Raw genomic sequence first — 24,037 nt, 5'->3', positions numbered from 1 at the left:
AAAACTATTTTCCCGTTTGCTCATCATTTCCTCCATACGTTCGAGAGACTGCCTGGCTAGCGTCCCGCACTGCTTAAGTCTCTTGTTGACATACTACTGGTACTGGGCCTTCCACGATATTCCTTGAGGGTGTGCCGCTGGCTGGCCCTGACCTTTATCGATATCGAAGAGCCGGCAACTCGAATAGCGCCACCTACCTTCAAAGGAGAATGTTGATGAGGACTGTCATACTTCCTTGGGATCACTACTTCGCTCCCTTGGGGACAGAACGCGGGTTACGCATTGTGAGACCCGACCACATGACCACTTCCGATCAAGAGTCGGCGGAATTTTACGTTCCGGAGTTCAGCATGACATCTGAACCCATCGCACTTATGGCGAAGTTTCCCGCGCTGGCCGTGGTGCAGGCGCTCACAGCCGGCTTCGAGCACTACCTGCAAGTACTGCCCGCCGGCGTCATGCTGTGCTCAGAACGCGGGATCCACAATAACGCGGTTGCCGAACACGCAGTCGCCCCGGTACTGGTGGCACTGCGGGGCCTGCCTGGATTCGTCATCGACGGACTGGATCGCCGCTGGGAGAGGCGTTCCGTTCCAGGGTTGGCGTATCGCACGGTGACGATTCTCGGTCCGGGAGGCATCGGTTATGCGATAGCTGCACGACTCACTCCGTTCGAGTGCAGCTTGACTCTGGTCGGCCGCACGGCACGACCAGGCGTGGCGGGTTTCACCGATTTGGCTGAAATCCTTCCCCGTACGGAGGTGCTTGTTGCGTGTGCTCCGGCTGACGAATCGACGATCAGTATCATCGACGGGAAAGCCCCCGCCATCCTCCCCGACGGTGCGCTCATCGTAAACGTCGGGTGCGGATCGGTGGTAGATGCGGAAGCACTCGCGCAAGAGGTCGCGAACGGGCGGCTGAGAGCGGCGCTTGATGTCGTCGATCCCGAACCGCTTCCACCTGAGCACCCTCTATGGGCGAGCGGAGCACTCATAACTCCGCATATCGGCGGGAACTCCAACGCTTTCCGGCCCAGGGCGGTGGCTCTGGTGGAAGCGCAACTTCGCCGGTGGTGTACCGGCGAGCGGCTGATCAACATCGTTGACACTGGCCTTTCTGGGAAGGTGCAATTATGAGTGAGGCGAAGCGCCTTCAGGACTGCCTGACACTGGAGGATTTTGAGCAAGTTGCCCTCGAGGTCTGGTCTTCCGGCGCCCGAGCGATGATACAGGAGGGAGCGGGCGCGAACCGTGCAGTACGAGCCAACCGTGAAGCATTCGAACGTTGGGCCCTTCGTCCACGAATTCTCACTGATGTGAGCCGGATCGACACAACGACCTCAGTGCTTGGTTCAGAGATATCGTTACCAATTTTGTTCGCACCCTCCGGGATGCACAGCATGTCCCACCCTGATGCGGAATTGGTGACAGCCGTAGCAGCGGCGGCGGAGGACACGGTGATGATACTCAGCGCGGCTACCACAAAGCCCATGGCGGAAGTGCGGCAGGCAGCCGGAGCCGGTACCACTTGGTTCCAGATGTACTGGGGCAGTGATCGCGGCCAAACTGTAGAGCTAATACGCATGGCCGAGGCGCAGGGATGTACCGCCCTGGTGATCACGGTCGATCTTCCGGTTCGTCCGATAATGGGCGCGGAAATGCGCGCCGGGGTTGCTGCCATCGGCCATCTCGCCCCGATGTATGTCACGCCGCGCAAGCAGCATTTGAACGACGGCGCTTGGGATCATGACGCCCGGCTGACTTGGGCCGATCTTGAATGGTTTCGCAAGCAGACGATGCTGCCCATCGTGCTCAAGGGAATCATGACTCGGGAGGACGCCGCCCACGCAGTGCAGCACGGTGTAAACGCGGTGATAGTCTCCAACCACGGCGGACGGGCCATTGATACCTCGCGGGGAACGTTGGATGCGCTCCCCGAAGTGGTCGAAGCGGTCGATGGGCAGATCGAAGTCTACGTGGACGGCGGTATCCGCAGAGGCCACGATGTCGTTGTCGCGCTTGCGTTAGGTGCCCGCGCCGTACTGATTGGTCGGCCGGTCACCTGGGGCATCGCTTCAGGGGGATCCGACGGACTTCGCGCACTCGTCAATGTCCTTCGGTCGGAACTGACCAGCATCATGGGTCTGATCGGTGCGCCAACAGTGCGTAGCGTCACGCGTGACCGCGTGACCGCAGCGACGCTCTAGGAGGCTGCTGAAAAAGGGGTATTCGGGCGGGCGGAACGCCACCAATGGCCGTCAAACGGCGTGTTCAGGTCAGCACTCTAGGGTGCGACAACGGGGTCATTCCGCCCGCGTGCCTTCATTTTGCCTCAGATCTGAGGCGTCATCCAGTGGTTTTATCGATGGGCCGGGTTCTTGCGGGGGTTTATCCCAGCGCCCAGGATCCCGCGTTCCTGGTCAGTCCGAGGTTGAGCAGGCGTCGCAGGTTTAGTCCCGCGATCCTCAGTTGCAGCCAGGCGTTGTTTCGGCTGATGCCGCGGTGGGGAACGCGGCGGTTGCCGCGGGTGAGCCAGGCGCTGGGCCGCTCGACCATCGGCCGGTGCGTGCGGTAAGTATCCCTGAAGGCCGGTTCCGTGGCGCGTTGCCGGTGTTGGCGCTGTAACGCGTCGTGTTCGTAGAGAACAAGCTTGCGCCCCCGCGGTGAGGCGGTGCACCGGTCCCTGAAAGTACAGCCCGCGCATACCGCGCCGAACGTAACCGCCGTTTGGCGGTGATGTTCCTGGTGATGCCGTTCGGGCAGATCGCGGTGCCGGCTGCTTCATCGACGGTGAAGTCATCGAGGGTGAACCCGCCCTCGACGGCTGGGCGCAGCGGCCATGGTTTGATCACCGGGGTATGGCCGGTGCCGGCGAGAGCGGCGAGCATTTCCCCGGAACCATAGGCCGAGTCGGCCAGAACGTCCACGCTGGTGCCGGCGATCGTGGGATCCAGGCCGATCAGCCGGGCGCCGACGGCTCCGTCACTGTTCTCCGGTCCGGAGGCCTTGGTCAGTTCCGCGGCGGTGATCAGCCCGGTGTCGGGTTCGATGACAATGTGGGCCTTGAATCCGTCCTGTTGCCGGGACTGGGTCTTGTGCGCGTGCCGGGCGTCCGGATCCACGGTGGAGATCATCCGGTCCGGGGCGACTTTGCGGGCGATACGCCACCGCCCGTCGGTCCCGTCCGAGTCCTCGGCCGGTTCCACGTCCTGCCCCGCGACGAGTGCAAGCAGCGCGTACGAATCGGCCGCCCTGCCGTCCAACGTCTCGGGATCGACCGCGGCCAGCAGCGCCAGCGCGTCGGTGACCAGCGCCGAGATCAGCCCGTCCTTGGCGTCCTGGTCGTCCCAGGCGATGTCCGGTTTGCCGGTGCGGGTGTAGTCATACCCGACCGCGTGGGTGCTCAGCAGTTCCTGGCCGTCAGGGACGTCACGGCCGAAGCGGCGGATCCCGACGATCAGTTGCGTGATGGTGTCCTGCCTCGCGACCGCGTCGTCCAGGACCGTTGAATCCACCGCCCTGCGGCGCTTGCCCTTCAGGACCCCGTCTCCGCGGCGACTTCGGCGATGGCCTCCATGATTCGGTGCGGGTTTCCCGATCCGGCCAGACGCCTCCGCCAGTACGTCAGCGTGTTCGGGTGGAACGCCGTGTCGGTCAGCCCGTATCCGCACGCGGCTTTCCAGCGCAGGTCAAAGGTCAACGCCTCGGCGGTTTCCCGGTCCGAGAGGCCCTACAATGCCTGCAACACCAGCACCGAGCCGATGACCGGCGCCGGAAACTGAAGGCCGGCCCCGCCGCGATGGGAAGAGGTCCTCCATCATCGAATCCGGAAACAGACGCCCCCGATGTGTGGCCAGAAAAGCGAAGACACTGCCCGGAGCCAACAACTCCCCGGCCAATGCCTCCACATCCAAATACCCGCGTTGCGCGTCCTCGCGTCCCTGCATAAGACCAGTCCTAATCACCAGCCTCACCAGTCCGGCCGACGCGCCTAAACCAACGGATATTTCAGCAGTTTCCTAGGGCGTGTCTCCTTATTGGCGTAGCCAAATAAGAACGGAATAAAGGGCGACCCCGGAGCGGTAGGTGATGGCGAGCTTGTCGTATCGGGTAGCAATGCTGCGCCATTGCTTGAAGATGTTGAAGGCCTGCTCAACGACGGATCTGCCCTTGTAGGCCTCGCTGTCGAAGTCCACCGGTCTGCCACCGCGGGTACCTTTACGTTTGCGGTTGGCGATCTGATCCCGGGGCTCGGGAATGACCGCCTTGATTTTCCGGGCCCTCAGGAGCGCGCGGTTGGCCCTGGAGGAGTACGCCTTATCGCCCATCACGGGGTCGGGGCGGGTCCTTGCCCGCCCCTTACCAGGGCGCGGGACGCTGATGGCGCCATGACGTGCAGGAACATCCGCGAGTCCGAGCCCTGGCCCGGTCCAATGATGAACGCCAGCGGCCGGCCTTTCCCGTCGCACGCGTGGTGGATCTTGGTGCCCAGTCCGCCCCGGGACCGTCCGACGGCCTGGTCCTCAGGCTCCGCCCAGAGTTTCTTGTAATTCGCGGACGTCCCCCTGTGTTCCGGGGAAGGTTCGTCCCGTGCTGGTGGGCGCGGTTGATTGTCGAGTCCACCGACACAGTCCAGTCGATCTCCCCGGCGGAGTCAGCCTCGGATAGCAGGACGGCGTGGATCCGGTCCCAAATCCCGTCCACCGCGAAACGGCGGTAGCGTTTCCACACCGTCTGCCATGCACCGAACCGCTCCGGCAGGTCCCGCCATGCAATTCCGCACCGGTACCGGTAAGCGATGCCCTCGACGACCTGTCGGTGGTTTCGGAGCGGGCGGCCGCGTAGCGCGCTGGAGCTTGGCGGCTCTGTTTGCGCAAGAAGACGCCTGGGCGCCTGGGTATGCGCCACGTCAGAGAGGTCCAATCTGCAACATACTTATCCATTTAAGGCGGCAACTCCAAACTTGCTCGTCTGGCTGATAGTTACGCTGGTGGTGCGCCCGGGCGCCCAAATCGAACCCGAGAAGCAGAGCTACCCCTTGAACAGGGGCAGCGCCTGTCGAATCCTAGGCCGCTCAAATACACCACTGGATGATGATGGGCTGTCGCCAGGCTGCCTCCCCCAGGTTTCGGGGTACTTGTCGCGGAGAGTGGCGGCAGCCCGGCGACGGGGTCTATGGATTGAGAGACACTCAGGCGGTTGCCAGCTCCTCCTTTACCGTCTCCTCATCGTGCTTCGCCAGGTAGCGGGCGTAGGCGGGCAGTGTGAGGAAGGTGGGGAAGTCACGGCCTAAGGCGACTTCTCTGAAAATGTCGCGGGCGTCGTCGAACCGGTCGCCGTCGAAGCGTTCCAGCCGGGCGAATTCCTCGTCCAGGAGTTCCTCCACCCATTCGTGGCTGATGATTTCACCCTGGTCCGTGATGGCCCGGGCGTAGATCCATTGCCACAGCTGGGAGCGGGAGATCTCGGCGGTGGCGGCGTCTTCCATGAGGTTGTGGATGGCCACCGCGCCGTTGCCGCGGAGCCAGGATTCGATGTAGCGGATGCCAACCTCGATGTTGTTCCGGATGCCCTGTTCGGTGATGGTGCCGTGCAGTGAAGCGATGTTGATCAGCGCGCGGTCATCCGGGGTGACGTCCTCGCGGGTGCGGTCCAGCTGGTTGGGCTTTTCGCCGAGGACGGAGTCGAACACTTCCCGGCAGACGGGTACCAGGTCGGGGTGGGCCACCCAGGAGCCGTCGAAGCCGTCGTTGGCCTCGCGGGTTTTGTCGGCGCGGACCTTCTTGAAGGCGTTGGCGTTGGCTTCCGGGTCCTTGCGGTTGGGGATTGCTGCGGCCATGCCTCCGATGGCCATGGCGCCGCGTTTGTGGCAGGCGCGGACCAGTTGTTCGGTGTAGGCGCGCATGAACGGGGCGGTCATGGTGACCTGGGCCCGGTCGGGGAGGACGAAACGGGGTCCGCGGGTGCGGAAGTTCTTGATCAGGGAGAAGATGTAGTCCCAGCGACCGGCGTTCAGGCCGGAGGCGTGGTCGCGCAGTTCGTAGAGGATCTCCTCCATTTCGAAAGCGGCCGTGATGGTCTCGATCAGCACGGTGACGCGGATGGTGCCCTGCGGGATGCCCAACAGGTCCTGGGCCAGGACGAAGATGTCGTTCCACAGCCGGGCTTCGAGGTGGTTCTCGATCTTGGGCAGGTAGAAGTACGGGCCTTTGCCCTGGGCCAGGAGACGCCGGGCGTTGTGGAAGAAGAACAGCCCGAAGTCCACGATGCCGCCGGCGATGGGGGTGCCGTCGATGAGCATGTGCTTCTCGGGCAGGTGCCAGCCGCGGGGCCGGACCACGATGGTGGGCAGGTCACCGGCCGGACGGAGCTTGTATTCCTTGCCTTCTTCGGTGGTGAAATCGATCCGGCGTTCCAGGGCATCGGTGAGGTTCAGCTGGCCCTTGATGACGTTGCGCCAGGTGGGGGTGGAGGAGTCTTCCATGTCCGCGAGCCACACCTTGGCCCCGGAGTTCAGGGCGTTGATGGTCATCTTCTTGTCCACCGGGCCGGTGATTTCCACTCGGCGATCCTCTAGGCCCGGGGCCGGGGGAGCGACCCGCCAGAACGGATCATTGCGGATGTGCGCAGTCTCCCGAAGAAATCGCGGGTCCTGGCCCTTCCGGATCTCAGTTCGGCGGTCCTGCCTGAACTTGAGCAGCTCTTTACGCCGACCCTCCGTTGCCCAGTGAAGCGTTGCGATGAATTCCACCGCTTCCGGTGTGAGGACCTCGTCTTGGCGAGCTACAGGTGGAGCGGTGAACGTAATCCCGCTGGTTGTTGGGCTGTCAGTGAAGCTGTTCATTGGTATTGCTCCTTAAAAGCAAGAAGATACTTGACGGCATTCGGGGGCGTATTAGACCGTCGGCATGGCCTCACCCTGCTGCACAGGTAACCCGCGGGTCCGGCCTCGGCATCGTTGTTGAGCCGGGGCCGGACTTGGGATAGCAGGCAGGCGGGGTCAGGGGCTACGACCGACAGATGTCCCTCGCCGTCGAGGGTTTTAGTGGAATTGGCCCTCTTCGGTCGATCCGACCAGGGCGAGGGTTGATGCGTTGGGGTTGAGCGCCGTGGAGATGGTGTCGAAGTAGCCGGTGCCGACTTCGCGCTGGTGCTTGGTGGCGGTGTAGCCGCGGGATTCGGAGGCGAATTCCTTTTCCTGGAGCTCGACGTAGGCGCTCATGCCTTCACGGGCGTAGCCGTGGGCGAGGTCGAACATCGAGTAGTTCAGGGCGTGGAAGCCGGCCAGGGTGATGAACTGGAACGTGAAGCCCATGGCGCCGAGTTCACGTTGGAACTTGGCGATGGTGTCGTCGTCCAGGTGCTTGCGCCAGTTGAACGAGGGCGAGCAGTTGTAGGAGAGCATCTGGTCCGGGAACTCGGCCTTGACGGCTTCGGCGAACTTCTTGGCGAGTTCGAGGTCCGGGGTGCCGGTTTCCATCCAGATGAGGTCGGAGTACGGGGCGTAGGCCTTGGCGCGGGCGATGCAGGGTTCGATGCCGTTGCGGACCTTGTAGAAGCCCTCGGCGGTGCGTTCACCGGTGATGAATTCCTGGTCCCGTTCGTCCACGTCCGAGGTGATCAGGGTGGCTGCCTCGGCGTCGGTGCGGGCAATGACGACGGTGGGGGTACCGGCGACGTCGGCTGCCAGGCGGGCGGCGTTCAGGGTGCGGACGTGCTGCTGGGTGGGGATCAGGACCTTGCCGCCGAGGTGGCCGCATTTCTTCTCCGAGGCGAGCTGGTCTTCCCAGTGAACACCGGAGGCGCCGGCCTGGATCATGGATTTCATGAGTTCGTAGGCGTTGAGGGGGCCGCCGAAGCCGGCTTCCGCGTCGGCAATGATCGGGACCATCCAGTCCTCGACGGTCTGGATGCCTTCGGAGAATTCAATCTGGTCGGCGCGGAGCAGGGCGTTGTTGATGCGGCGGACCACGGTGGGGACCGAGTTGGCCGGGTAGAGGGACTGGTCCGGGTAGGTGTGGCCGGAGTTGTTGGCGTCCGCAGCCACCTGCCAGCCGGAGAGGTAGATGGCGCGGAGGCCGGCCTTGACCTGCTGCACGGCCTGGTTGCCGGTGAGGGCACCCAAGGCATTGGTGTACTTGCCTTCCTTGTGCTCCTCGGTGAGCTGCTTCCACAGCTTCTCGGAACCGCGGCGGGCAAGGGCGTGCTCTTCGGAGACACGGCCCCGGAGACGGACGACGTCGGAAGCTGAGTAGTCCCGGGTCACACCCTCCCAGCGGGGGTTGGCGGCCCACTCGAGCTCCAGTGCCGCGGCGTGCTCTTCGGGTGTGTGCTGGGTGGGCTCAAATGCTGCAGTCATCATTGATCTCCTTGGTGGGCATGCGTACCTCCTCCTGCTTCGGTGCAGTGGGGCTGCTATCTAGGTTGGAACCCGTACCAGTTCGTTGTCGGTACTGGCGCGGATCCGCAAAATTGTCGCCGGTGCGAGAGGGATAGTCCCGGGCCTGGGCCACGGCCATGTGTTATGACTTCGCCGCGGGTCAGTCATGGCTCGAGTGAAAATGCATTGCTTGGGCTGGGACCGTGAGATCTCGGCGGCGTCGTCCTCCATGAGGTTGCGAACGGCAACCGCACGAATGTCTTGTTCTACAAATCGGCCAAGACCGAAGCCGGGTTTTCGATCGAGTCGGCGACATGACGGAGGAACCCACCGGCAGTGCCGCCGTCGCAGACACGATGGTCAAAGACAAGTGTCAGCTCGACGACCTTGCGGACGGTCAGAGCACCGTCCACGACCCACGCCCTGTCGATGATGCGTCCAACGCCGAGTATGGCTGATTCCGGGTAATTGATGATGGCTGACGAGCCGTCAACGCCAAAGACGCCGTAGTTATTCAGGGTGAAGGTACCGCCGCTGAGCTCGGTCGGCGATGCTTTGCCGGCACGCGCAATGGTGCTCAGCCGGCGAATTTCCGCGTCGAGCTCTCGCGCGCTCTTTTCATCGGCGTCGCGAACGACAGGAACAACCAGCCCGCGATCTGTCTGGGCTGCGAAACCCAGGTTGACGCCGTCATAGGCAAGAATTTCCTTCAACTCGCCAAGGTCGTCGGCATCTTGGTAGCGGGTGCTCAGTTCGGGGTACTTCTTGAGCCCGGCAATGACAAACCGTGCGATAAATGCCAGTAGACCGGGAGTGTTTTCGGGATTGCGTTGTTTCAGGCGGGCGCGCAATTCCACCAGCTCGGTGGCATCGGCGTCAACCCAAACAGTGGCCTCGGGGATTTCAGTCCGGCTGCGGGTCATGTTTGCAGCGACAGCCTTTCGAACGCCCTTCACTGGGGTTCGTGACAAAACGGGCAGCCCTGTACGGGCATCTAGCTTCTCCCACCCATCACTCGAGCGGGTAATGCCACCGGCGGCTTGGGGGATGTCAGCGGTAGCTGGTTTGGATGCCCTTGCACTGATGGCAGCATCAACGTCCCGACGGGTGATCAGCCCATCAGCTCCCGATCCGTGCAGGGCGCTGATGTCGATCCCGTTGTTCTTGGCGAGCCTGCGCACGAGTGGTGACATGACGCTTACGGTCTTTGCCGGAAACGGTGTCGAAGGTGCTGGCCTGGCTTTACTGTTCGACGAGGACTTACGCCGGCGTGTTCGCTTGTTTTGGCCGTAACCCCCTGGGGTGCCGTAGCCGATAAGAACATTTCCCGATCCGGCCTTTTCTTCCTCGCGGTAGGCGGTTGCGGCAGTCTCGGCTGCCGGTGCAGGATCCTGCACGCTGGGAGCAGCGGCCCCCGGAGCCGTAACGGAAATCAGAGGCTTGCCGACATCGAGTGTCTCTCCCGGTTCTCCGTGAAGCACCGCGACCTTGCCAGCAAAAGGCGAAGGGACTTCGACCATCGACTTCGCTGTTTCAACCTCGGCAATGGGTTGATCGACCCGAATTTCGTCACCGACTCTTACGAGCCAGTTGACAAGTTCTGCTTCGGTGAGACCTTCGCCGAGATCAGGAAGAAGGAATACTTTGTTTTCGCTCATTTCTAGGCTTCCCACTGGAGGTCGTCAACGGCGTCGAGAATGCGGTCCACGCCGGGCAGGTAGTAGTGCTCGAGTTTGGGTGCCGGATAGGGGACGTCGAATCCGGCCACGCGGCGGATGGGTGCTGCCAAGTGATGAAAACAGCGCTCCTGAACCCGCGCGACAATTTCGGATGAGACTGATGCGAACCCGTGCGCTTCCGCGACAACGATAGCCCGTCCCGTTTTCCGAACGGACGCGGCCACTGTTTCGTCGTCGAACGGCACGACGGTTCGGACGTCGATGACCTCCAGAGACCGGCCTTCCTCGGCTGCTGCTGCCGCCGCGGCAAGTGCCGTCGGCACCGATGGACCGTACGCAATCAGGGTTGCGTCGGTACCGGTGCGAGCGACTGCCGCTTGACCTTCAGAGGACGTCCCGGACTTCGCGTTTGTGGAATGTTGGGAGCGCAGATCCTGCAGGTCGACGGAGTCTTTAGACCAGTAGAGCTTCTTCGGTTCCATAAACATCACCGGGTCGTCTGAATCGATGGCCTCGCGAAGCATCCGATAGGAGTCGGCCACCGTGGCAGGGGTGAACACTTTGAGACCGGCCGTGTGGGCGTAATAGGACTCGGAGGAGTCGCAGTGGTGTTCCACTCCGCCGATGCCTCCGGCGTACGGGACGCGGATGACTATGGGCAGTTTGATGGCGCCTCTTGTACGGTTGTGCATTTTCGCGACATGGCTGACGATCTGTTCAAAGGCTGGGTATGCGAAGGCGTCGAACTGCATCTCAATAACGGGGCGCATTCCGTTCATGGCCATGCCCACAGCCATCCCTACGATTCCGGCCTCGGCCAGCGGGGTGTCAAAGCAGCGCTGGTCACCGAAGAATTTAGTGAGCCCATCAGTGATACGGAAGACACCCCCGAGCATGCCCACGTCTTCTCCGAACACTAGGACCGAGGGGTCAGCGTTCATTGCGTCAGTCAGGGCGGTATTCAGTGCCTTGGCCATTGTTAGGGGTTGGGGACCGACGGCCCCTGCGGTGGCCGCGAAGGCGCGGGCAGTCGCAGCGCTGACGTTGCCGTCGGCCTCGGAGGATTTGGTGATAGTCGGGCTCACTTTGCGGCCTCCTGGGATGATGCTTCGCGGGCGAGTTCGTCGGCGAGCATGGCGGATTGTTCTTTCAGTTGCTGTGTCGGCGACGTGAAGACATGACGGAACAAATCCTGCGGGTCCACGGGCACCTCCTGGCCCAGGCCGTCTCGAAGCTGCGATGCCACGGCTTCAGCTTTCTCACTGAGCAGGGCTTCGGTCTTCTGATCAAGAAGACCTCTATCGGTGAGATAGGTCTTCATTCGAGCGACAGGGTCCTTTGCAAGCCACTCGGATACCTCGCTGTCCTGGCGGTAGCGGGTGGCATCGTCGGCATTGGTGTGGGCCTGTATGCGGTAGGTGTTGGCCTCGACCAGGAGTGGGCCGGAGCCGTCGCGCGCCAATTTCACCGCACGTGAAAGAACGGCGAGGAGCGCCACCAGGTCGTTTCCGTCGACGCATTCACCGGGCATTCCATAGCCGACGGCCTTGTGGGCGAGCGACGGTGCAACCGACTGCTGCGTCAGGGGGACCGAGATTGCGTACTTATTGTTTTGGACAAAGAAGACAACCGGGAGGTGGAAGACTGCAGCGAAATTCAACGCCTCATGGAAGTCACCTTCACTGGTCGCCCCATCACCACACAAGGCCAATGCGACGGTGTCCTCTCCGCGGAGCTTCGCGGCGTGAGCGACCCCCACCGCGTGCAGCAACTGGGTCGTCAGGGGAGTGCACTGGATGCCCACCCGGTATTTCGCGGGATCGTATCCGCCATGCCAGTCACCGCGGAATATCGTCATGGTTTGAACAGGGTCAACACCACGGGCCATTACTGCTACGGAGTCGCGGTAGGTGGGGAACATCCAGTCCGTTTCACGCAGACAAAGAGCCGCGGCGACCTGGCAGGCTTCCTGGCCATGGCTGGATGGATAAACAGCCATGCGCCCCTGCCGGACGAGTGCCGAGTTCTGGTCGTTGACCCGCCGACCGACGACTAGCTGCTCGTACGCGGCCAGCAGTTCCTCATCGCTGGGCAGGGGATACTCGTGGCCCGGTTCGGTGCCCTGCTCGCTGATGTCTTTGAGGTGGCCGTCGGGATCCACCATCTGAATCTGATGGCGCGCGGGCAGCATGTAATCCTCAGCTGAAATGCCGAACTTCTGGATAGCCTGGGCCGCCCGGTTGTTGACCGGCTGCGCGGGCGGGGCTTGATCGGTGGAGAGCGTCATTGGTCAGTCCTTGGGTAGATCACTATTTTGCACAATTATGCAATTCATCCCGTTTCGTATCTACGAACGCGGATGATTCAGGACTTTTTCCTCGAAACTCGCGATTCTTGGCGACATCTGTCTTTTGTGACTGACATTACGCCGGTGAGCGGAGACGGATTGCTGCAGACCATGTCAGTCAGGCGTAATGGTTCGAAAAGCAGCACGCACAATAAAACCCGCCCGCCATTGCCGACTTCCCGAAGCCGGGAAACCGCCAGGCAACCGGCAAGAACATCGCCGACTGGTTGTCGCTGGGTTCCAGGCCCGCCAGTAGTTCTGCAGCAGGCGTCGGCGGTGTGCGGTGATTCCCATCCCGCCCAGGATCCGGCGCCTGGCGCCGAGGCCTGCGTGCCTTCGATATGCCCTGTTCGCCTATCTGTTGCTGCCTTCCATAGCCCCTACGTGCCACTTGGTGGACCCCGGTCACCACGAAAGGCGCGGGGTCATCCGATGGAAGAGCCTCCGCCAGGGACCGTCCGCGTGAACGAGGCCGGGAACGCGCAGCCCGCCACTGACAAGGTTGAGCCGCAGCTCATGGGAGCCGGGCGAACTCGCCGCCCCGATTAGCCGCAAAGATGAGCGTAGCGCTGTGGCGTCCCAGCACTAACTGTACGGAGGTTGTGAACGCGGCTGATGGGAGTTTTTCCTCTGATGCCGGTATGGGTCCTGGGATGTACTGATGTAGCCAATGGGAGTACGTGGCTGCCCGTTCGGCTTCTGATGTGTAGGGCCGAGCGTAGGCCAATTCCGTGGTGAGAGTGCGGTTGAAGCGTTCTACCTTGCCATTGGTCTGTGGTCGGTAGGGGCGAGTCTTGCGGTGCTTGATGCTCGGGCCCAAGGCAGTGGTGAAGGCCCAGGAGCGGTAACAGGCTCCGTTATCGGTAAGCACGACTCTGACAGTGATGCCGTGGGCGGCGAAGAACGCTGCCGCGTTGAGCCACAACGCTGTTGTGGTTTCCTTCTTTTCGTCCGCGAGGATTTCGGTGTGTACCAGGCGGGAGTGGTCATCCACGGCGTGGTGCACGTAGGCGTATCCGGCCCCGGCTTGGCGGCTCTTCCTGCCTTTGTCCCGTCCCAATGATCGGTGCCCGGCGCCCTATGGGATGCGTCCGACCTTCTTGATATCCACATGGATCAGGCCTCCCGGCTGCTCGTGTTCGTAGCGTTGGGGTGCCGACTTGCGGACGGGCAGACCGGTGCCTTGGTCCAGGCAGGCCAGCCGGGGCATCCGGTATCTGGCGAGGACCTTTCCGACGGTTGAGCGTGCCAGATGCAGGGCGGCTGCGATCCGGTGTGGACCCCAGCGGTGGGTGAAACGCAGTGCCACAATCCGCCGTTCGGTGCGGACGTTAGTGCGGTCCGGGGCTCCGACGAGGCCGCGAGGATATGTCCTGCATTCCTTCCTCGCCGCGGACCCGGTGCCCGTCCGTCCATTTTTTCGGGGTGGCCGGCGAGCACTGGAACCGCTCCGCGGCCCGGCGAAGAGTCCAGCCCTGCTCGACGACCCGGCGTGCAAGCTTTCCCCTGGCTTTGGGTGTCAGGTCGGCGTTGGCATGGGTGACGTAGGACACGAGAGCCTCATGGCATCGAGATGAGTGTGGTAGAACAAATCGATACCGGAGGCTCTCGTTTTTTACATCACGCCACGCTATTCACAACCTCCGTGGGAATTACAACTAACGCTCCGGCTGCTAACCCTCTGCAAGGGCTGGGCATGAGTCCTAAACGCTCCAGTCAAAGAAGCCCTTGCCCGTTTTGCGTCCCAGTTCGCCCCGGGGCGCCAAGCCTGGAAGATGCGAAACCAGGAGCATCATTGACGACGACGGCCGTTTTCCCCAGCGCGACAACCTATTCTTTGGCCGCCGCGGAAAGAGCGTGGGAAGTGCGTTTACCCAGCACCACTTCGATGAGGGTGGATGCCGGAACGGGGTTGAAGAAGTGCAGGCCTGAGAAGTTAACAGGCGGTCCAGCTCTTTCGCCAGCCCGTCTACCGAGAGGGAAGAGGTGTTGGATGCCAAGTACGAATCGAAGGACAATCGCGCCTCGATGCTGCGCAGGGCGGTGACCTTCAGGTCCCAGTCCTCCGGCCCGGCTTCCACCACCAACTGCCGGTCCGCGAAGGAATCGTGGTCGGTGCACACACCAGTCGAGTGATCAACTCTTCGAAGCTGCCGTCAATAACGTCCAACTCGATGCTTTTCAGCACCGCGGCCTCCACCCTTTCCCGGGCGGCCTCGGCGGACACGTCGTCGCGCTCAACCACCAGCACGTCTGCGCCATTAACCAGGACGGCGTGCGCGATTCCCGCACCCATGCGGCCGCCACCAGGTGTACTGAGTCAGGACGTTGGTTACATCGTGAATAGGTGAAGACCTCTTAGGTTGGTGGTTACCACACACAGCCAACGACTAAGAGGTCTTCATGGTCCACCGTAATGCCCGTCTGACCCCGACCGGTAGGCGAATCCTTGTCGAACGCGTTTTGAGCGGCGGTCCTATCGCTCATGTAGCCAAGGAAATGGGCATCTCGCGGACGTGCGCCCACCGCTGGATCAGCCGGTACCGCACCCATGGCTGGGGCGGGCTTGAAGACCGCAGCTCCAGACCAAGGTCGTGCCCGCATGCGACTCCGGTGGAAGTCGTTGCCGACGTCCTGACCCAGCGCGTGGAGCACCGCGAAGGCCCAATGGATCTGGCCTTGCGCTGCCGCACCAGCGCCCGGACGGTCTCTCGTATTCTGGCCCGTGCAGGCATGCCGCGCCTGTGGGAACTGGACCCGGTGACCGGGGTACGGATCCGGGCTTCCCGTGCCACGAACCGCCGCTACGAACGCGACGCCCCGGGCGGCATGATCCACGTCGATGTCAAGAAACTGGGGCGCATCCCGGAGGGAGGCGGCTGGCGGACCGACCCGGCCCAGAGCCCGGCCAACCACCGCTCCTCGGGCAGAAACCTAGGCTTTGACTACGTCCACGTCGCCGTGGACGACTACACACGCTTCGCCTACGCCGAGGTCCTGCCGGACGAGAAAGGCCCCACCTGCGCCGGGTTCCTCACCCTGGCGGCAGCGGCCATGGCGGCCAACGGAGCACCGGTCAAGCGCGTCATGACTGACAACGCGTTCGCCTACCGGCTCTCACGCGATTTCCAAGACGCACTCGCTGCGCTCGGGGCCAAACACATTCTGATCAAGCCCCGCCATCCCTGGCAGAACGGCAAAGCAGAACGCTTCAACCGCACCCTCCAAGAAGGCTGGGCCTACCGCCAACCCTTCACGTCCAACCAAGCCCGAACCGACGCCCTGCAGCCATGGCTAAACTTCTACAACAACCGCCGGCCACACGGCAGCCTCGGAGGCAAGCCACCCATCAGCAGGTGCAACCAACCTACTGGCTGAGTACACCTAGGACGCCGACCTTCGAGGGCAGACGGGAGAATGTTGTTGATCGTTCATTGGATCCACTTCCAGGTCAAGTTGTCACCGGCTCCGCGAATCAGACCTTCTCCAGCAGCATGGCGGTTCCCTGCCCGACACCTATGCACATGGTGGCGAGGCCGATTTTCGCGTCCTCCCGCTCCATCCGTCCGAGCAGTGTGATGGCAATTCGTGCCCCGCTGGAACCCAGCGGATGCCCGAGCGCGATAGCACCGCCGTCAAGGTTCACGATGTCGGGCTCCAGGCCCAGGCGCCGGATGCACGCGAGCGACTGGGTGGCGTACGCTTCATTAAGCTCCACCGCAGATAGGTCTCCCACGCTAAGGCCCGACCGCTTGAGGATCTTCTGTGTCGCAGGGACAGGGCCGATGCCCATAATTTCAGGTTCGCACCCGGCTGAGGCGCCGTCGATGATCCTCGCCCGCGGCTTCAGGCCCAGCCGCTCGATGGCCGCCTCCGAGGCCACGATGATGGCGGATGCACCGTCGTTCAAGGACGAGGCGTTACCCGCCGTGACCACGGTGCCACCATGAACTACTGGCTTCAGGTTCGCGAGGACGTCCATGGTTGTACCGGCTCGAGGGCCTTCGTCCGTATCAACCACTGTTTCAGACTTACGGGTCTTGACCGTCACAGGGACGATCTCGTCCCTAAACCGCCCAGCTTCGATGGCGGCAAGGGCCAGTTCATGCGAGCGGACGGCGAAGGCGTCCGCTTGCTCGCGGGTGATTCCGTCCACCCGGGCCACCTCCTCCGCGGTTTCCGGCATTGAGTAGGTCATCTTGCCGCCGCGGGACAGCGATCCGTGCTGGAAAAGCGGATTGGGAAAGCGCCAGCCAAGGGAAGTATCGAAAATTTGTCCCGGTTTGGCGAAGGCGCTGCTGGGTTTTTCCTGGGCCCAGGGCGCCCGGCTCATAGACTCGACGCCGCCCGCGATGACGACATCCGCGGCGCCGGCCTTGATCATGTGGCTGGCCTGAATGATCGCGCTCAAGCCGGAACCGCACAACCTGTTGACCGTGATGCCAGGAATTTGAAGGGGCAAGCCGGCCAGAAGGGTGGCCATCCGGGCAACGTTGCGGTTCTCCTCGCCGGCACCGTTGGCGTTGCCAAGGATGACCTCGTCGATGCCGTCCGGGTCAAGACCGGCACGGGTGACTGCCTCGCGCAGCACCAGGGCAGCCAGGTCGTCGGGCCGTACGGACGAAAGTGCTCCGCCGTATTTGCCAACCGGTGTTCGCACGCCGCCAACAAGGAAAGCCTGGGACTCCGCAACGGACCTGGAGCGGGTGAGAGGGGCAGATGGAACCATGACATTCCTCCGAGAGGTATAGGGAGTTGGCTCGAGACGAGTGGGAAAGCGTGACCGGTGGAATCGAATTTTAGACCGACCGTTCAGTCAGGAAGTTTAAGGTAGCACCCAGCCTCAGCGCTGGTCAATCAATTGGGTAGGCCTGCGCGGTTTCCTATGGACGCCGAGAAATGTCGCGACGGGGGCGAAGCAATCATGTACCCTTTTATTTACCGAACGAACGGTCAGTAAATCTTTTCTCTTTCCCTTTTTCCTTTTTCCTGGAAGGACCCGTCAACGATGACCACCACAGCCACAGCTCCCCAGGCCACGGTCGACACCGTGGAGACAGTGCCCAGCTTCGTCAGGGATGCCTGGTGGACGCCCGACGCCGGCTCGTCGGCTTCCGGGGTGCCCGTCAGTGATGCGAGTACCGGGGAGATCCTGGCCAAGGTCAGCACGGAGGGCCTGGACCTGGCCGCCGTCGTCGAGTACGGCCGCACCACCGGCCAGGAGGAACTCGGCAAGCTGACCTTCCACCAGCGCGCCCTCAAGCTCAAGGAACTGGCCCAGTACCTGAATGCCCGCCGCGAGCACTTCTACGGCTTCTCGTTCCAGACCGGCGCCACCAGGATCGACTCCATGGTGGACATCGACGGCGGCATCGGCGTCCTGTTCACCTTCGGATCCAAGGGCCGGCGCGAACTGCCCAACTCCCAGGTAGTGGTTGAGGGCCCCATGGAGGTGCTGTCCAAGGACGGGTCCTTCGCCGGTGAGCACATCTACACCCGCATTCCCGGCGTTGCCGTGCAGATCAACGCCTTCAACTTCCCGGTCTGGGGCATGCTGGAGAAGTTCGCCCCCGCCTTCCTGGCCGGCGTCCCCACCATCGTCAAGCCGGCCACCCCCACCGGCTACGTCGCCGCAGCCGTGGTCAAGGCCATCGTTGAATCCAACATCCTGCCGGCGGGGTCGTTGCAGCTGATTTCAGGCTCAGTCCGCGGACTGCTGGACGTCCTGGACTACCGCGACCTGGTGGCCTTTACCGGTTCCGCCTCTACGGCCAAATCCCTGAAGGCGCACCCGAACGTTGTGGAGGGTGGGGTGCGGTTCACCTCGGAAACGGACTCCCTGAACGCTGCCATCCTTGGCCCGGACGCGGTGGAGGGTACGCCGGAATTCGATGCGTTCGTCAAGTCCGTGGTGACCGAAATGACCGTCAAAGCCGGCCAAAAGTGCACCGCCATCCGCCGCGCCATCGTGCCGCAGGAGCTGGTTCCCGCCGTCTCCGCCGCCATCGGCAAGCGCATCTCGGAGCGCATCGTCCTGGGCGACCCCCGCGGCGAGGGCGTCACCATGGGTGCGCTGGCCTCGGTGGAACAGTTGGAGGACGTCCGTGCGGCCGTGCAGTCCATGCTCGACGCCGGCGGTGAGCTTGCGTACGGAACCCTCGATTCGCCGTCGGTCACCTCAGCCGACGGAACCACCGGGGTAGTGGAGGGCGGGGCATTCATGGCCCCCGTGGTCCTGAACTGGGACAACCCTGAGGCGGAGGCGATCCACTCGCTCGAAGCGTTCGGGCCGGTATCGTCCGTGATCGGCTACCGGGACCTGGCCGACGCCGTCCGCCTCGCCGCCCGCGGCGGAGGCTCCCTGGTGGCCTCGGTCTGCACCAACGACCCCGACGTGGCGCGGGAACTGGTCACCGGAATTGCGGCCCACCACGGCCGCGTCCTGATGCTCAACCGGGAAGACGCGCGTTCGTCCACAGGCCACGGCTCGCCCGTGCCGCACCTGGTCCACGGTGGCCCCGGGCGCGCTGGCGGCGGCGAGGAACTCGGTGGCATCCGGTCCGTGCTGCACCACATGCAGCGAACCGCCATCCAGGGCTCGCCCAACATGCTCACCGCTGTCACCGGCGTCTGGCACACGGGCGCGGACCGCAACTTCATCGTGGACACCGAAGGCACGCACCCGTTCCGGAAGTCACTCTCCACGCTCAGGATCGGCGACGCCGTCCGCTCGGACCTGCGGCAGGTCACGCTGGCGGACATCAGCGCCTTTGCCGAGTCCACCGGCGACACGTTCTACGCGCACACCAACCAGGAAGCAGCGGAGGCCAATCCGATCTTCCCGGGCATCGTGGCGCACGGCTACCTGCTGCTGAGCTGGGCCGCGGGCCTGTTCGTGGAGCCAGCACCGGGACCGGTCCTCGCCAACTATGGGCTGGAAAACTGCCGCTTCACGAAGCCGGTGGCCGCGGGTGACTCCATCCGGGTGACCCTCACCGCCAAGAAGATCACCCCGCGCGAAACGGATGAGTACGGCGAGGTGGCCTGGGACGCGGTCCTGACCAACCAGAACGACGAAATCGTGGCCACCTACGACGTCCTCACCCTCGTCGAAAAGTAGAGATCTGAACGTACTAGGAGCAATCATGGAAGAGAAAAACCCACAGTCAGTGCCGGCTGAGCTAACCCAAGAAGCGGACGCCGCCGGGGAGGCCCACTTCGACCGCATCATCGCCGAGGACTCCCGGATCGAGCCCCGTGACTGGATGCCGGCCGCGTACCGCAAGACCCTCCTGCGCCAGATCTCCCAGCACGCCCACTCCGAGATCATCGGCATGCAGCCGGAGGCCAACTGGATCTCCCGCGCCCCCAGCCTCAAGCGCAAAGCCATCCTCATGGCCAAGGTCCAGGATGAGGCCGGCCACGGGCTCTACCTCTACTCAGCCGCCGAAACGCTGGGCCAAAACCGCGACAAGATGATGGACGACCTCATCGCCGGCAAGGCCCGCTACTCCAGCATCTTCAACTACCCGGCGCTGACCTGGGCGGACATGGGCGCCATCGGCTGGCTGGTGGACGGCGCAGCCATCTGCAACCAGGTCCCGCTGTGCCGCGCCTCGTACGGCCCCTACGGCCGCGCCATGGTCCGCGTCTGCAAGGAAGAGTCCTTCCACCAGCGCCAGGGCTTCGAGATCCTCCTGGAACTCTCCAACGGCACGCCCGCGCAGAAGCAGATGGCCCAGGACGCCGTGAACCGCTGGTACGCCCGGGCGCTGATGATGTTCGGCCCGCCGGATGACGATTCGCCCAACTCCAAGCAGTCCATGGCCTGGAACATCAAGCGCTTCAGCAATGACGAGCTCCGCAGCCGCTTCGTGGGCATGATGGTGGAGCAGGTCCGGGTCCTGGGCCTCACCCTCCCCGATGACCAGGTCCGCTTCAACGAGGACACCAAAAAGTGGGAGCACGGCCCCCTGGACTGGCACGAGTTCCAGGAAGTCCTGGCCGGCCGCGGTCCCTGCAACGCCCAGCGCCTCGAGCGCCGGAGGGCAGCGCACGACGACGGCGCCTGGGTCCGCGAGGCAGCGGCGGCTTACGCAGCAAAACAGCAGGCAAAAGAGTCAATGAAGACGAAGGAACACGCAGCATGAGCCCCCACGGCAACCCGGACGCCCCCGCCAGCGCCGCCACCGAAATCAACCGCGAAGCCCCGAAAGCCTCGCCAGCCCCGGCCGAAACCCACGACCGCGGGGCCTGGGGCCTCTGGGAGGTCGTCGTCCGGTCCAGCCGCGGCCTGAGCCACGTGCACGCCGGCTCCTTGCACGCGCCGGATGCCGCCATGGCCCTCCGCAACGCGCGGGACCTCTACACCCGCCGGAACGAGGGCGTCTCCATCTGGGTGGTCCCGGCGGACGCCATCGCGGCCAGCGATCCCGATTCCAAGGGCTCCTTCTTCGAGTCCCCGCAGGGCAAGGACTACCGGCACGCCACGTACCACACCAAGAGCGAAGGGGTGAAGCACCTGTGAGCACCCCCGAAACCAGCACCCCTGAAACCACGGCAGAAACAACAACCGGCCACGGTGACATCTCCACCGGCGTCGCAGGCGGGGACTCCAACGCGAGTGCCACCCGCATCACCCCCGGCAACGCCCTCCGCCCGGAGGACATCGCCCTGGAGGTCAAAACCGGCCTGGTCAAACCGACCGAGGACATCGCCGAATACGCCCTCCGGCTCGGTGACGACGCCCTGATCCTCGCCCAGCGCCTGGGCCACTGGATCTCGCGTGCACCGGAGCTTGAGGAGGACATCGCCTTGGGCAACATTGCCCTGGACCAGCTGGGCCACGCCCGGAGCTTCCTGACCTACGCCGGTGCCGGCATGCCCAAGGAGGACGGTACTGCCACGTCAGAGGATGAGCTGGCCTATTTTCGCCGCGAGCACGAGTTCCGGAGTGTCCAGCTGTTCGAGCAGCCCAACGGTGATTTTGCGGCGACTATCGCCCGCCAGTTCGTGGTGAGCTACTACCAGTACGAGCTGTACCGCCGCCTCACCGAATCCACGGACGAAACCCTGGCAGCCATCGCCGCCAAGGCCGTGAAGGAAGTGGATTACCACCGGGACCACAGCAGCCAGTGGGTGCTGCGCCTGGCCGGCGGCACCGATGAGTCCCGCACACGCATGATCCACGGCCTGCGGCTCATGTGGCCGTACGTCAACGAACTGTTCCAGGACGATGACCTGACGCAGCGGCTCGCTGAGGCGGGTGCCGCCGTCGCGCCTTCCAGCCTGAGGGAAGACTTTGACCGCCTGACCACCGAGGTCCTCACGGAAGCCGAGCTGGAGGTCCCGGACGTGCCCGCAGCGCCGGGCGGCGGCCGGTATGGAAAGCACTCGGAGCACCTTGGCTACCTCCTCGCGGAGATGCAGGTCCTGGCCCGCGAGCATCCCGGGGCGAGCTGGTGACAGCCATGTACATTTCGGACTTCGAAACCCGCACCCGGACCCCGCAGCAACGGGCGTGGGACATCGCCGCCACGGTGGTGGATCCGGAGATCCCGGTGCTCAGCATCGCGGACCTGGGGATTTTGCGGAAGGTCGACGTCGGCACGGACGGAAGCGTCACGGTCACCATCACGCCCACGTACTCGGGCTGCCCGGCTATGGACGCCATCCGGGATGACCTCCAGGCCGCCTTCCAACAAGCGGGCTACCAGGAAACAAAAGTGGACCTGGTCCTGGCTCCGGCGTGGACCACGGACTGGATGACCGAGGCCGGCAAGCAGAAGCTGCAGGAGTACGGCATCGCCCCGCCCACCGGGAACAGCAAGGCGGGCGGCCACACTGGTGCAATCAGGCTAAAAATGGCCGTGAAGTGCCCGCAGTGCAACAGCCTGAACACCAAGGAACTCACCCGATTCGGTTCCACGTCCTGCAAGGCGCTGTATGTGTGCCAGGACTGCAAGGAACCGTTCGACTACTTCAAAGTCCTGTAAGGAACCCCCATGCCTGTTGTCCGCCAAACCGCCGCCGAAGAGGCTGAGGTGACCGGCCGCCGTCGTCCGTCCTTCCACACCCTCACCGTGCAGGAGGTGCGCCGCCTCACCGAGGACGCCATCGAGGTCAGCTTCCACGTCCCCGCGGAGCTCGCCGGCAAGTTCGACTACCTGCCCGGCCAGTACGTGGCCCTGCGCACCACGCTGCCGGATGAGAACGGCGAGCCGAAGGAAATCCGCCGCAGCTACTCCATTTGCGCCGAGCCGCGCAGCTTCGAGGACGGCAGCAGCGAGATCCGGGTGGCCGTGAAGAAGGACCTGGGCGGGCTGTTCTCCACCTGGGCCAACGCCGAGCTGAAGGCCGGGGACACCCTGGACGTGATGAGCCCCATGGGCGCCTTCGTGTCCAAGCACGGCCGCGACGGGGTGGCCGTGGAGCAGAACGTCATGAATTCGATGAACCACCCGGAGGAGCTGGCGGGGGAGGCCGGGAACTTCGTGGCCATCGCCGCCGGGTCCGGCATCACCCCGGTGATCGCGATCGCCCGGACGCTGCTGGCCGCCAACCCGGAGACCCGGTTCGACCTGATCTACGCCAACAAGGCCGCCATGGACGTGATGTTCCTGGAGGAGCTTGCGGACCTGAAGGACAAGTACCCGCAGCGGCTGGCCATCCACCACGTGCTCTCCCGGGAGCAGCGGATCGCGCCGCTGTTGAGCGGCCGGATCGATGCTGAGAAGCTGCAGCAGCTGCTGGGTACCGCCCTGCACGCGGACGATGTGGACGAGTGGTTCCTGTGCGGGCCGTTCGAGCTGGTGCAGCTGTGCCGGGACACCCTGGCCGAGCGCGGGGTGAAGCCGGAGAACGTGCGGTTCGAGCTGTTCACGTCGGGCAAGCCGGATCGCCCGGAGGGGCAGGCTGGACGCCCTGTGGTGGTGGACGAGTCCAAGGAGACGTACAAGATCACGTTCAAGCTGGACGGCCTGCAGGGCGAGGTGGCCAGCCCCACGCACGCCCGCGAGTCGATCCTGAACGCGGCGCTGCGGGTGCGCCCGGACGTGCCGTTCGCGTGCGCCGGGGGAGTGTGCGGCACCTGCCGGGCCAAGGTGGTCACCGGCAGCGTGACCATGGACGAGAACTACGCGCTGGAGCAGGATGAGCTGGACAAGGGCTACGTGCTCACCTGCCAAAGCCACCCCACCAGCAAGGAAGTCACGGTCGACTTCGACGTCTAATCCGTTTTCCGCCCCAACCAAGGAGCCCCATGATTTCCCTTTCCATCAGCAACGGCATCGCCGAGGTCGTCCTGGACGCCCCGCACAAGCTGAACTCACTCGATGAGCAGGCGCTGCGGGATTTAACCCAGGCGTACGACGACGCTGCTGCCGCCGCCTCACGCGGTGACGTGCGGGCGCTGCTGCTGAGACGGGTTGGCTGGCACTCGCGGCAATTTCAGAGAAGTCGCCCTAGGCCGTGACTTCCCCACCTTCCTCACACTGCCCGCCTACGCCCGATACCTTCTGCATGGAACCAACCATGTGGAGTTCGCAGCCGTCTAGGACCAATTACAAGGCGCCCCTTATGAACAGACGGGCGGGGAATGGTCGGTCCACCGCTCCCCGCCCGTCAACGCATC

17 protein-coding genes and 5 pseudogenes are annotated in these 24,037 nt (G+C 63.7%); 10 read left to right on the top strand and 12 right to left on the bottom strand.

Going from position 1 to position 24,037, the window contains the following annotated elements; all coding sequences use genetic code 11:
- Positions 1-350: 350 nt before the first annotated feature.
- A complete protein-coding gene (locus tag AC1DLO_RS00915; protein ID WP_476888453.1) occupies positions 351-1,136 on the top strand; it encodes an NAD(P)-dependent oxidoreductase in 786 nt (261 codons plus the stop codon).
- A complete protein-coding gene (locus AC1DLO_RS00910; protein ID WP_476888452.1) occupies positions 1,133-2,206 on the top strand; it encodes an alpha-hydroxy acid oxidase in 1,074 nt (357 codons plus the stop codon). Before AC1DLO_RS00915 ends, AC1DLO_RS00910 begins: the two co-directional genes overlap by 4 nt.
- Before the next feature lie 181 nt (positions 2,207-2,387).
- Here the strand turns inward: AC1DLO_RS00910 and AC1DLO_RS00905 are convergent, their stop codons facing one another.
- From AC1DLO_RS00905 to AC1DLO_RS00855, 11 genes and pseudogenes are all read right to left on the bottom strand, one after another.
- Complete coding sequence (locus tag AC1DLO_RS00905; protein WP_476888758.1) at positions 2,388-2,762, bottom strand: transposase; 375 nt, start codon at positions 2,760-2,762, stop codon at positions 2,388-2,390.
- A pseudogene (locus AC1DLO_RS00900) lies at positions 2,678-3,133 on the bottom strand (transposase); the annotation flags it as partial. The pseudogene AC1DLO_RS00900 and the gene AC1DLO_RS00905, both read right to left, overlap by 85 nt.
- Before the next feature lie 401 nt (positions 3,134-3,534).
- Entirely contained in the window at positions 3,535-3,699 is a 165-nt protein-coding gene (locus AC1DLO_RS00895) for a hypothetical protein (protein ID WP_476888451.1), read from the bottom strand.
- A 334-nt stretch (positions 3,700-4,033) separates the two neighbouring features.
- Positions 4,034-4,907 (bottom strand): annotated as a pseudogene (locus tag AC1DLO_RS00890) (IS5 family transposase).
- A 283-nt stretch (positions 4,908-5,190) separates the two neighbouring features.
- Positions 5,191-6,843, bottom strand: coding sequence for a malate synthase A (gene aceB / locus AC1DLO_RS00885; protein ID WP_476888450.1), 1,653 nt, complete (start codon positions 6,841-6,843; stop codon positions 5,191-5,193).
- Positions 6,844-7,041: 198 nt separating this feature from the next.
- Positions 7,042-8,358, bottom strand: a complete 1,317-nt coding sequence (gene aceA / locus AC1DLO_RS00880; protein WP_476888449.1) for an isocitrate lyase — start codon at positions 8,356-8,358, stop codon at positions 7,042-7,044.
- A 287-nt stretch (positions 8,359-8,645) separates the two neighbouring features.
- On the bottom strand, positions 8,646-10,037 hold the full coding sequence (locus AC1DLO_RS00875; RefSeq protein ID WP_476888448.1) for a dihydrolipoamide acetyltransferase family protein: 1,392 nt from the start codon (positions 10,035-10,037) through the stop codon (positions 8,646-8,648).
- 2 nt (positions 10,038-10,039) lie between these two features.
- Positions 10,040-11,143 carry an alpha-ketoacid dehydrogenase subunit beta gene (locus tag AC1DLO_RS00870; protein ID WP_476888447.1) on the bottom strand — a complete coding sequence of 368 codons (1,104 nt, stop codon included), beginning with the start codon at positions 11,141-11,143 and terminating at the stop codon, positions 10,040-10,042.
- A complete protein-coding gene (gene pdhA / locus AC1DLO_RS00865; protein ID WP_476888446.1) occupies positions 11,140-12,345 on the bottom strand; it encodes a pyruvate dehydrogenase (acetyl-transferring) E1 component subunit alpha in 1,206 nt (401 codons plus the stop codon). The genes AC1DLO_RS00870 and pdhA overlap by 4 nt, the downstream gene beginning before the upstream one ends.
- Before the next feature lie 605 nt (positions 12,346-12,950).
- Positions 12,951-13,958: pseudogene (locus tag AC1DLO_RS00860) on the bottom strand (IS481 family transposase).
- Between the two features lie 208 nt (positions 13,959-14,166).
- Positions 14,167-14,701 (bottom strand): annotated as a pseudogene (locus tag AC1DLO_RS00855) (3-hydroxyacyl-CoA dehydrogenase family protein); the annotation flags it as partial.
- A 107-nt stretch (positions 14,702-14,808) separates the two neighbouring features.
- On the opposite strand from AC1DLO_RS00855, the gene AC1DLO_RS00850 reads away from it, so the two are divergent.
- On the top strand, positions 14,809-15,783 hold the full coding sequence (locus AC1DLO_RS00850; protein ID WP_476888445.1) for an IS481 family transposase: 975 nt from the start codon (positions 14,809-14,811) through the stop codon (positions 15,781-15,783).
- 97 nt (positions 15,784-15,880) lie between these two features.
- Here AC1DLO_RS00850 and AC1DLO_RS00845 read toward each other — a convergent pair whose 3' ends face one another.
- Positions 15,881-17,134 (bottom strand): thiolase family protein, encoded by a 1,254-nt coding sequence (locus AC1DLO_RS00845; RefSeq protein WP_476888444.1) that lies wholly within the window; start codon positions 17,132-17,134, stop codon positions 15,881-15,883.
- A gap of 279 nt (positions 17,135-17,413) precedes the next feature.
- Here AC1DLO_RS00845 and paaZ point away from each other — a divergent pair, with 279 nt between their 5' ends.
- The 7 genes and pseudogenes from paaZ to AC1DLO_RS00810 all read left to right on the top strand — a co-directional run.
- Complete coding sequence (gene paaZ / locus AC1DLO_RS00840; protein ID WP_476888443.1) at positions 17,414-19,525, top strand: phenylacetic acid degradation bifunctional protein PaaZ; 2,112 nt, start codon at positions 17,414-17,416, stop codon at positions 19,523-19,525.
- 25 nt (positions 19,526-19,550) lie between these two features.
- Positions 19,551-20,555, top strand: coding sequence for a 1,2-phenylacetyl-CoA epoxidase subunit PaaA (gene paaA, locus AC1DLO_RS00835; protein ID WP_476888442.1), 1,005 nt, complete (start codon positions 19,551-19,553; stop codon positions 20,553-20,555).
- A complete protein-coding gene (gene paaB, locus AC1DLO_RS00830; RefSeq protein ID WP_476888441.1) occupies positions 20,552-20,932 on the top strand; it encodes a 1,2-phenylacetyl-CoA epoxidase subunit PaaB in 381 nt (126 codons plus the stop codon). Before paaA ends, paaB begins: the two co-directional genes overlap by 4 nt.
- Positions 20,929-21,870: a 1,2-phenylacetyl-CoA epoxidase subunit PaaC gene (gene paaC, locus AC1DLO_RS00825; protein WP_476888440.1), complete on the top strand. Its 942-nt coding sequence runs from the start codon at positions 20,929-20,931 to the stop codon at positions 21,868-21,870. The genes paaB and paaC overlap by 4 nt, the downstream gene beginning before the upstream one ends.
- 5 nt (positions 21,871-21,875) lie before the next feature.
- On the top strand, positions 21,876-22,400 hold the full coding sequence (gene paaD / locus AC1DLO_RS00820) for a 1,2-phenylacetyl-CoA epoxidase subunit PaaD (protein ID WP_476888757.1): 525 nt from the start codon (positions 21,876-21,878) through the stop codon (positions 22,398-22,400).
- A gap of 9 nt (positions 22,401-22,409) precedes the next feature.
- Positions 22,410-23,636, top strand: coding sequence for a 1,2-phenylacetyl-CoA epoxidase subunit PaaE (gene paaE, locus AC1DLO_RS00815; RefSeq protein WP_308930044.1), 1,227 nt, complete (start codon positions 22,410-22,412; stop codon positions 23,634-23,636).
- A 29-nt stretch (positions 23,637-23,665) separates the two neighbouring features.
- Positions 23,666-23,836, top strand: a pseudogene (locus tag AC1DLO_RS00810) (enoyl-CoA hydratase/isomerase family protein); the annotation flags it as partial.
- Positions 23,837-24,037: the final 201 nt, after the last annotated feature.

The sequence above is a fragment of the Arthrobacter sp. 01T419 genome (genome assembly GCF_056398865.1).
The sequence above is the reverse complement of the archived record's forward strand: the minus strand, read 5'-3'. Positions and strand labels throughout refer to the sequence as shown.

Coding starts and splice junctions, on each gene's coding strand:
- AC1DLO_RS00915 (WP_476888453.1), top strand. CDS start 351: ATGACATCTGAACCCATCGCACTTATGGCGAAGTTTCCCGCGCTGGCC.
- AC1DLO_RS00910 (WP_476888452.1), top strand. CDS start 1,133: ATGAGTGAGGCGAAGCGCCTTCAGGACTGCCTGACACTGGAGGATTTT.
- aceB (WP_476888450.1), bottom strand. CDS start 6,843: ATGAACAGCTTCACTGACAGCCCAACAACCAGCGGGATTACGTTCACC.
- aceA (WP_476888449.1), bottom strand. CDS start 8,358: ATGACTGCAGCATTTGAGCCCACCCAGCACACACCCGAAGAGCACGCC.
- AC1DLO_RS00875 (WP_476888448.1), bottom strand. CDS start 10,037: ATGAGCGAAAACAAAGTATTCCTTCTTCCTGATCTCGGCGAAGGTCTC.
- pdhA (WP_476888446.1), bottom strand. CDS start 12,345: ATGACGCTCTCCACCGATCAAGCCCCGCCCGCGCAGCCGGTCAACAAC.
- AC1DLO_RS00850 (WP_476888445.1), top strand. CDS start 14,809: ATGGTCCACCGTAATGCCCGTCTGACCCCGACCGGTAGGCGAATCCTT.
- AC1DLO_RS00845 (WP_476888444.1), bottom strand. CDS start 17,134: ATGGTTCCATCTGCCCCTCTCACCCGCTCCAGGTCCGTTGCGGAGTCC.
- paaZ (WP_476888443.1), top strand. CDS start 17,414: ATGACCACCACAGCCACAGCTCCCCAGGCCACGGTCGACACCGTGGAG.
- paaA (WP_476888442.1), top strand. CDS start 19,551: ATGGAAGAGAAAAACCCACAGTCAGTGCCGGCTGAGCTAACCCAAGAA.
- paaB (WP_476888441.1), top strand. CDS start 20,552: ATGAGCCCCCACGGCAACCCGGACGCCCCCGCCAGCGCCGCCACCGAA.
- paaD (WP_476888757.1), top strand. CDS start 21,876: ATGTACATTTCGGACTTCGAAACCCGCACCCGGACCCCGCAGCAACGG.
- paaE (WP_308930044.1), top strand. CDS start 22,410: ATGCCTGTTGTCCGCCAAACCGCCGCCGAAGAGGCTGAGGTGACCGGC.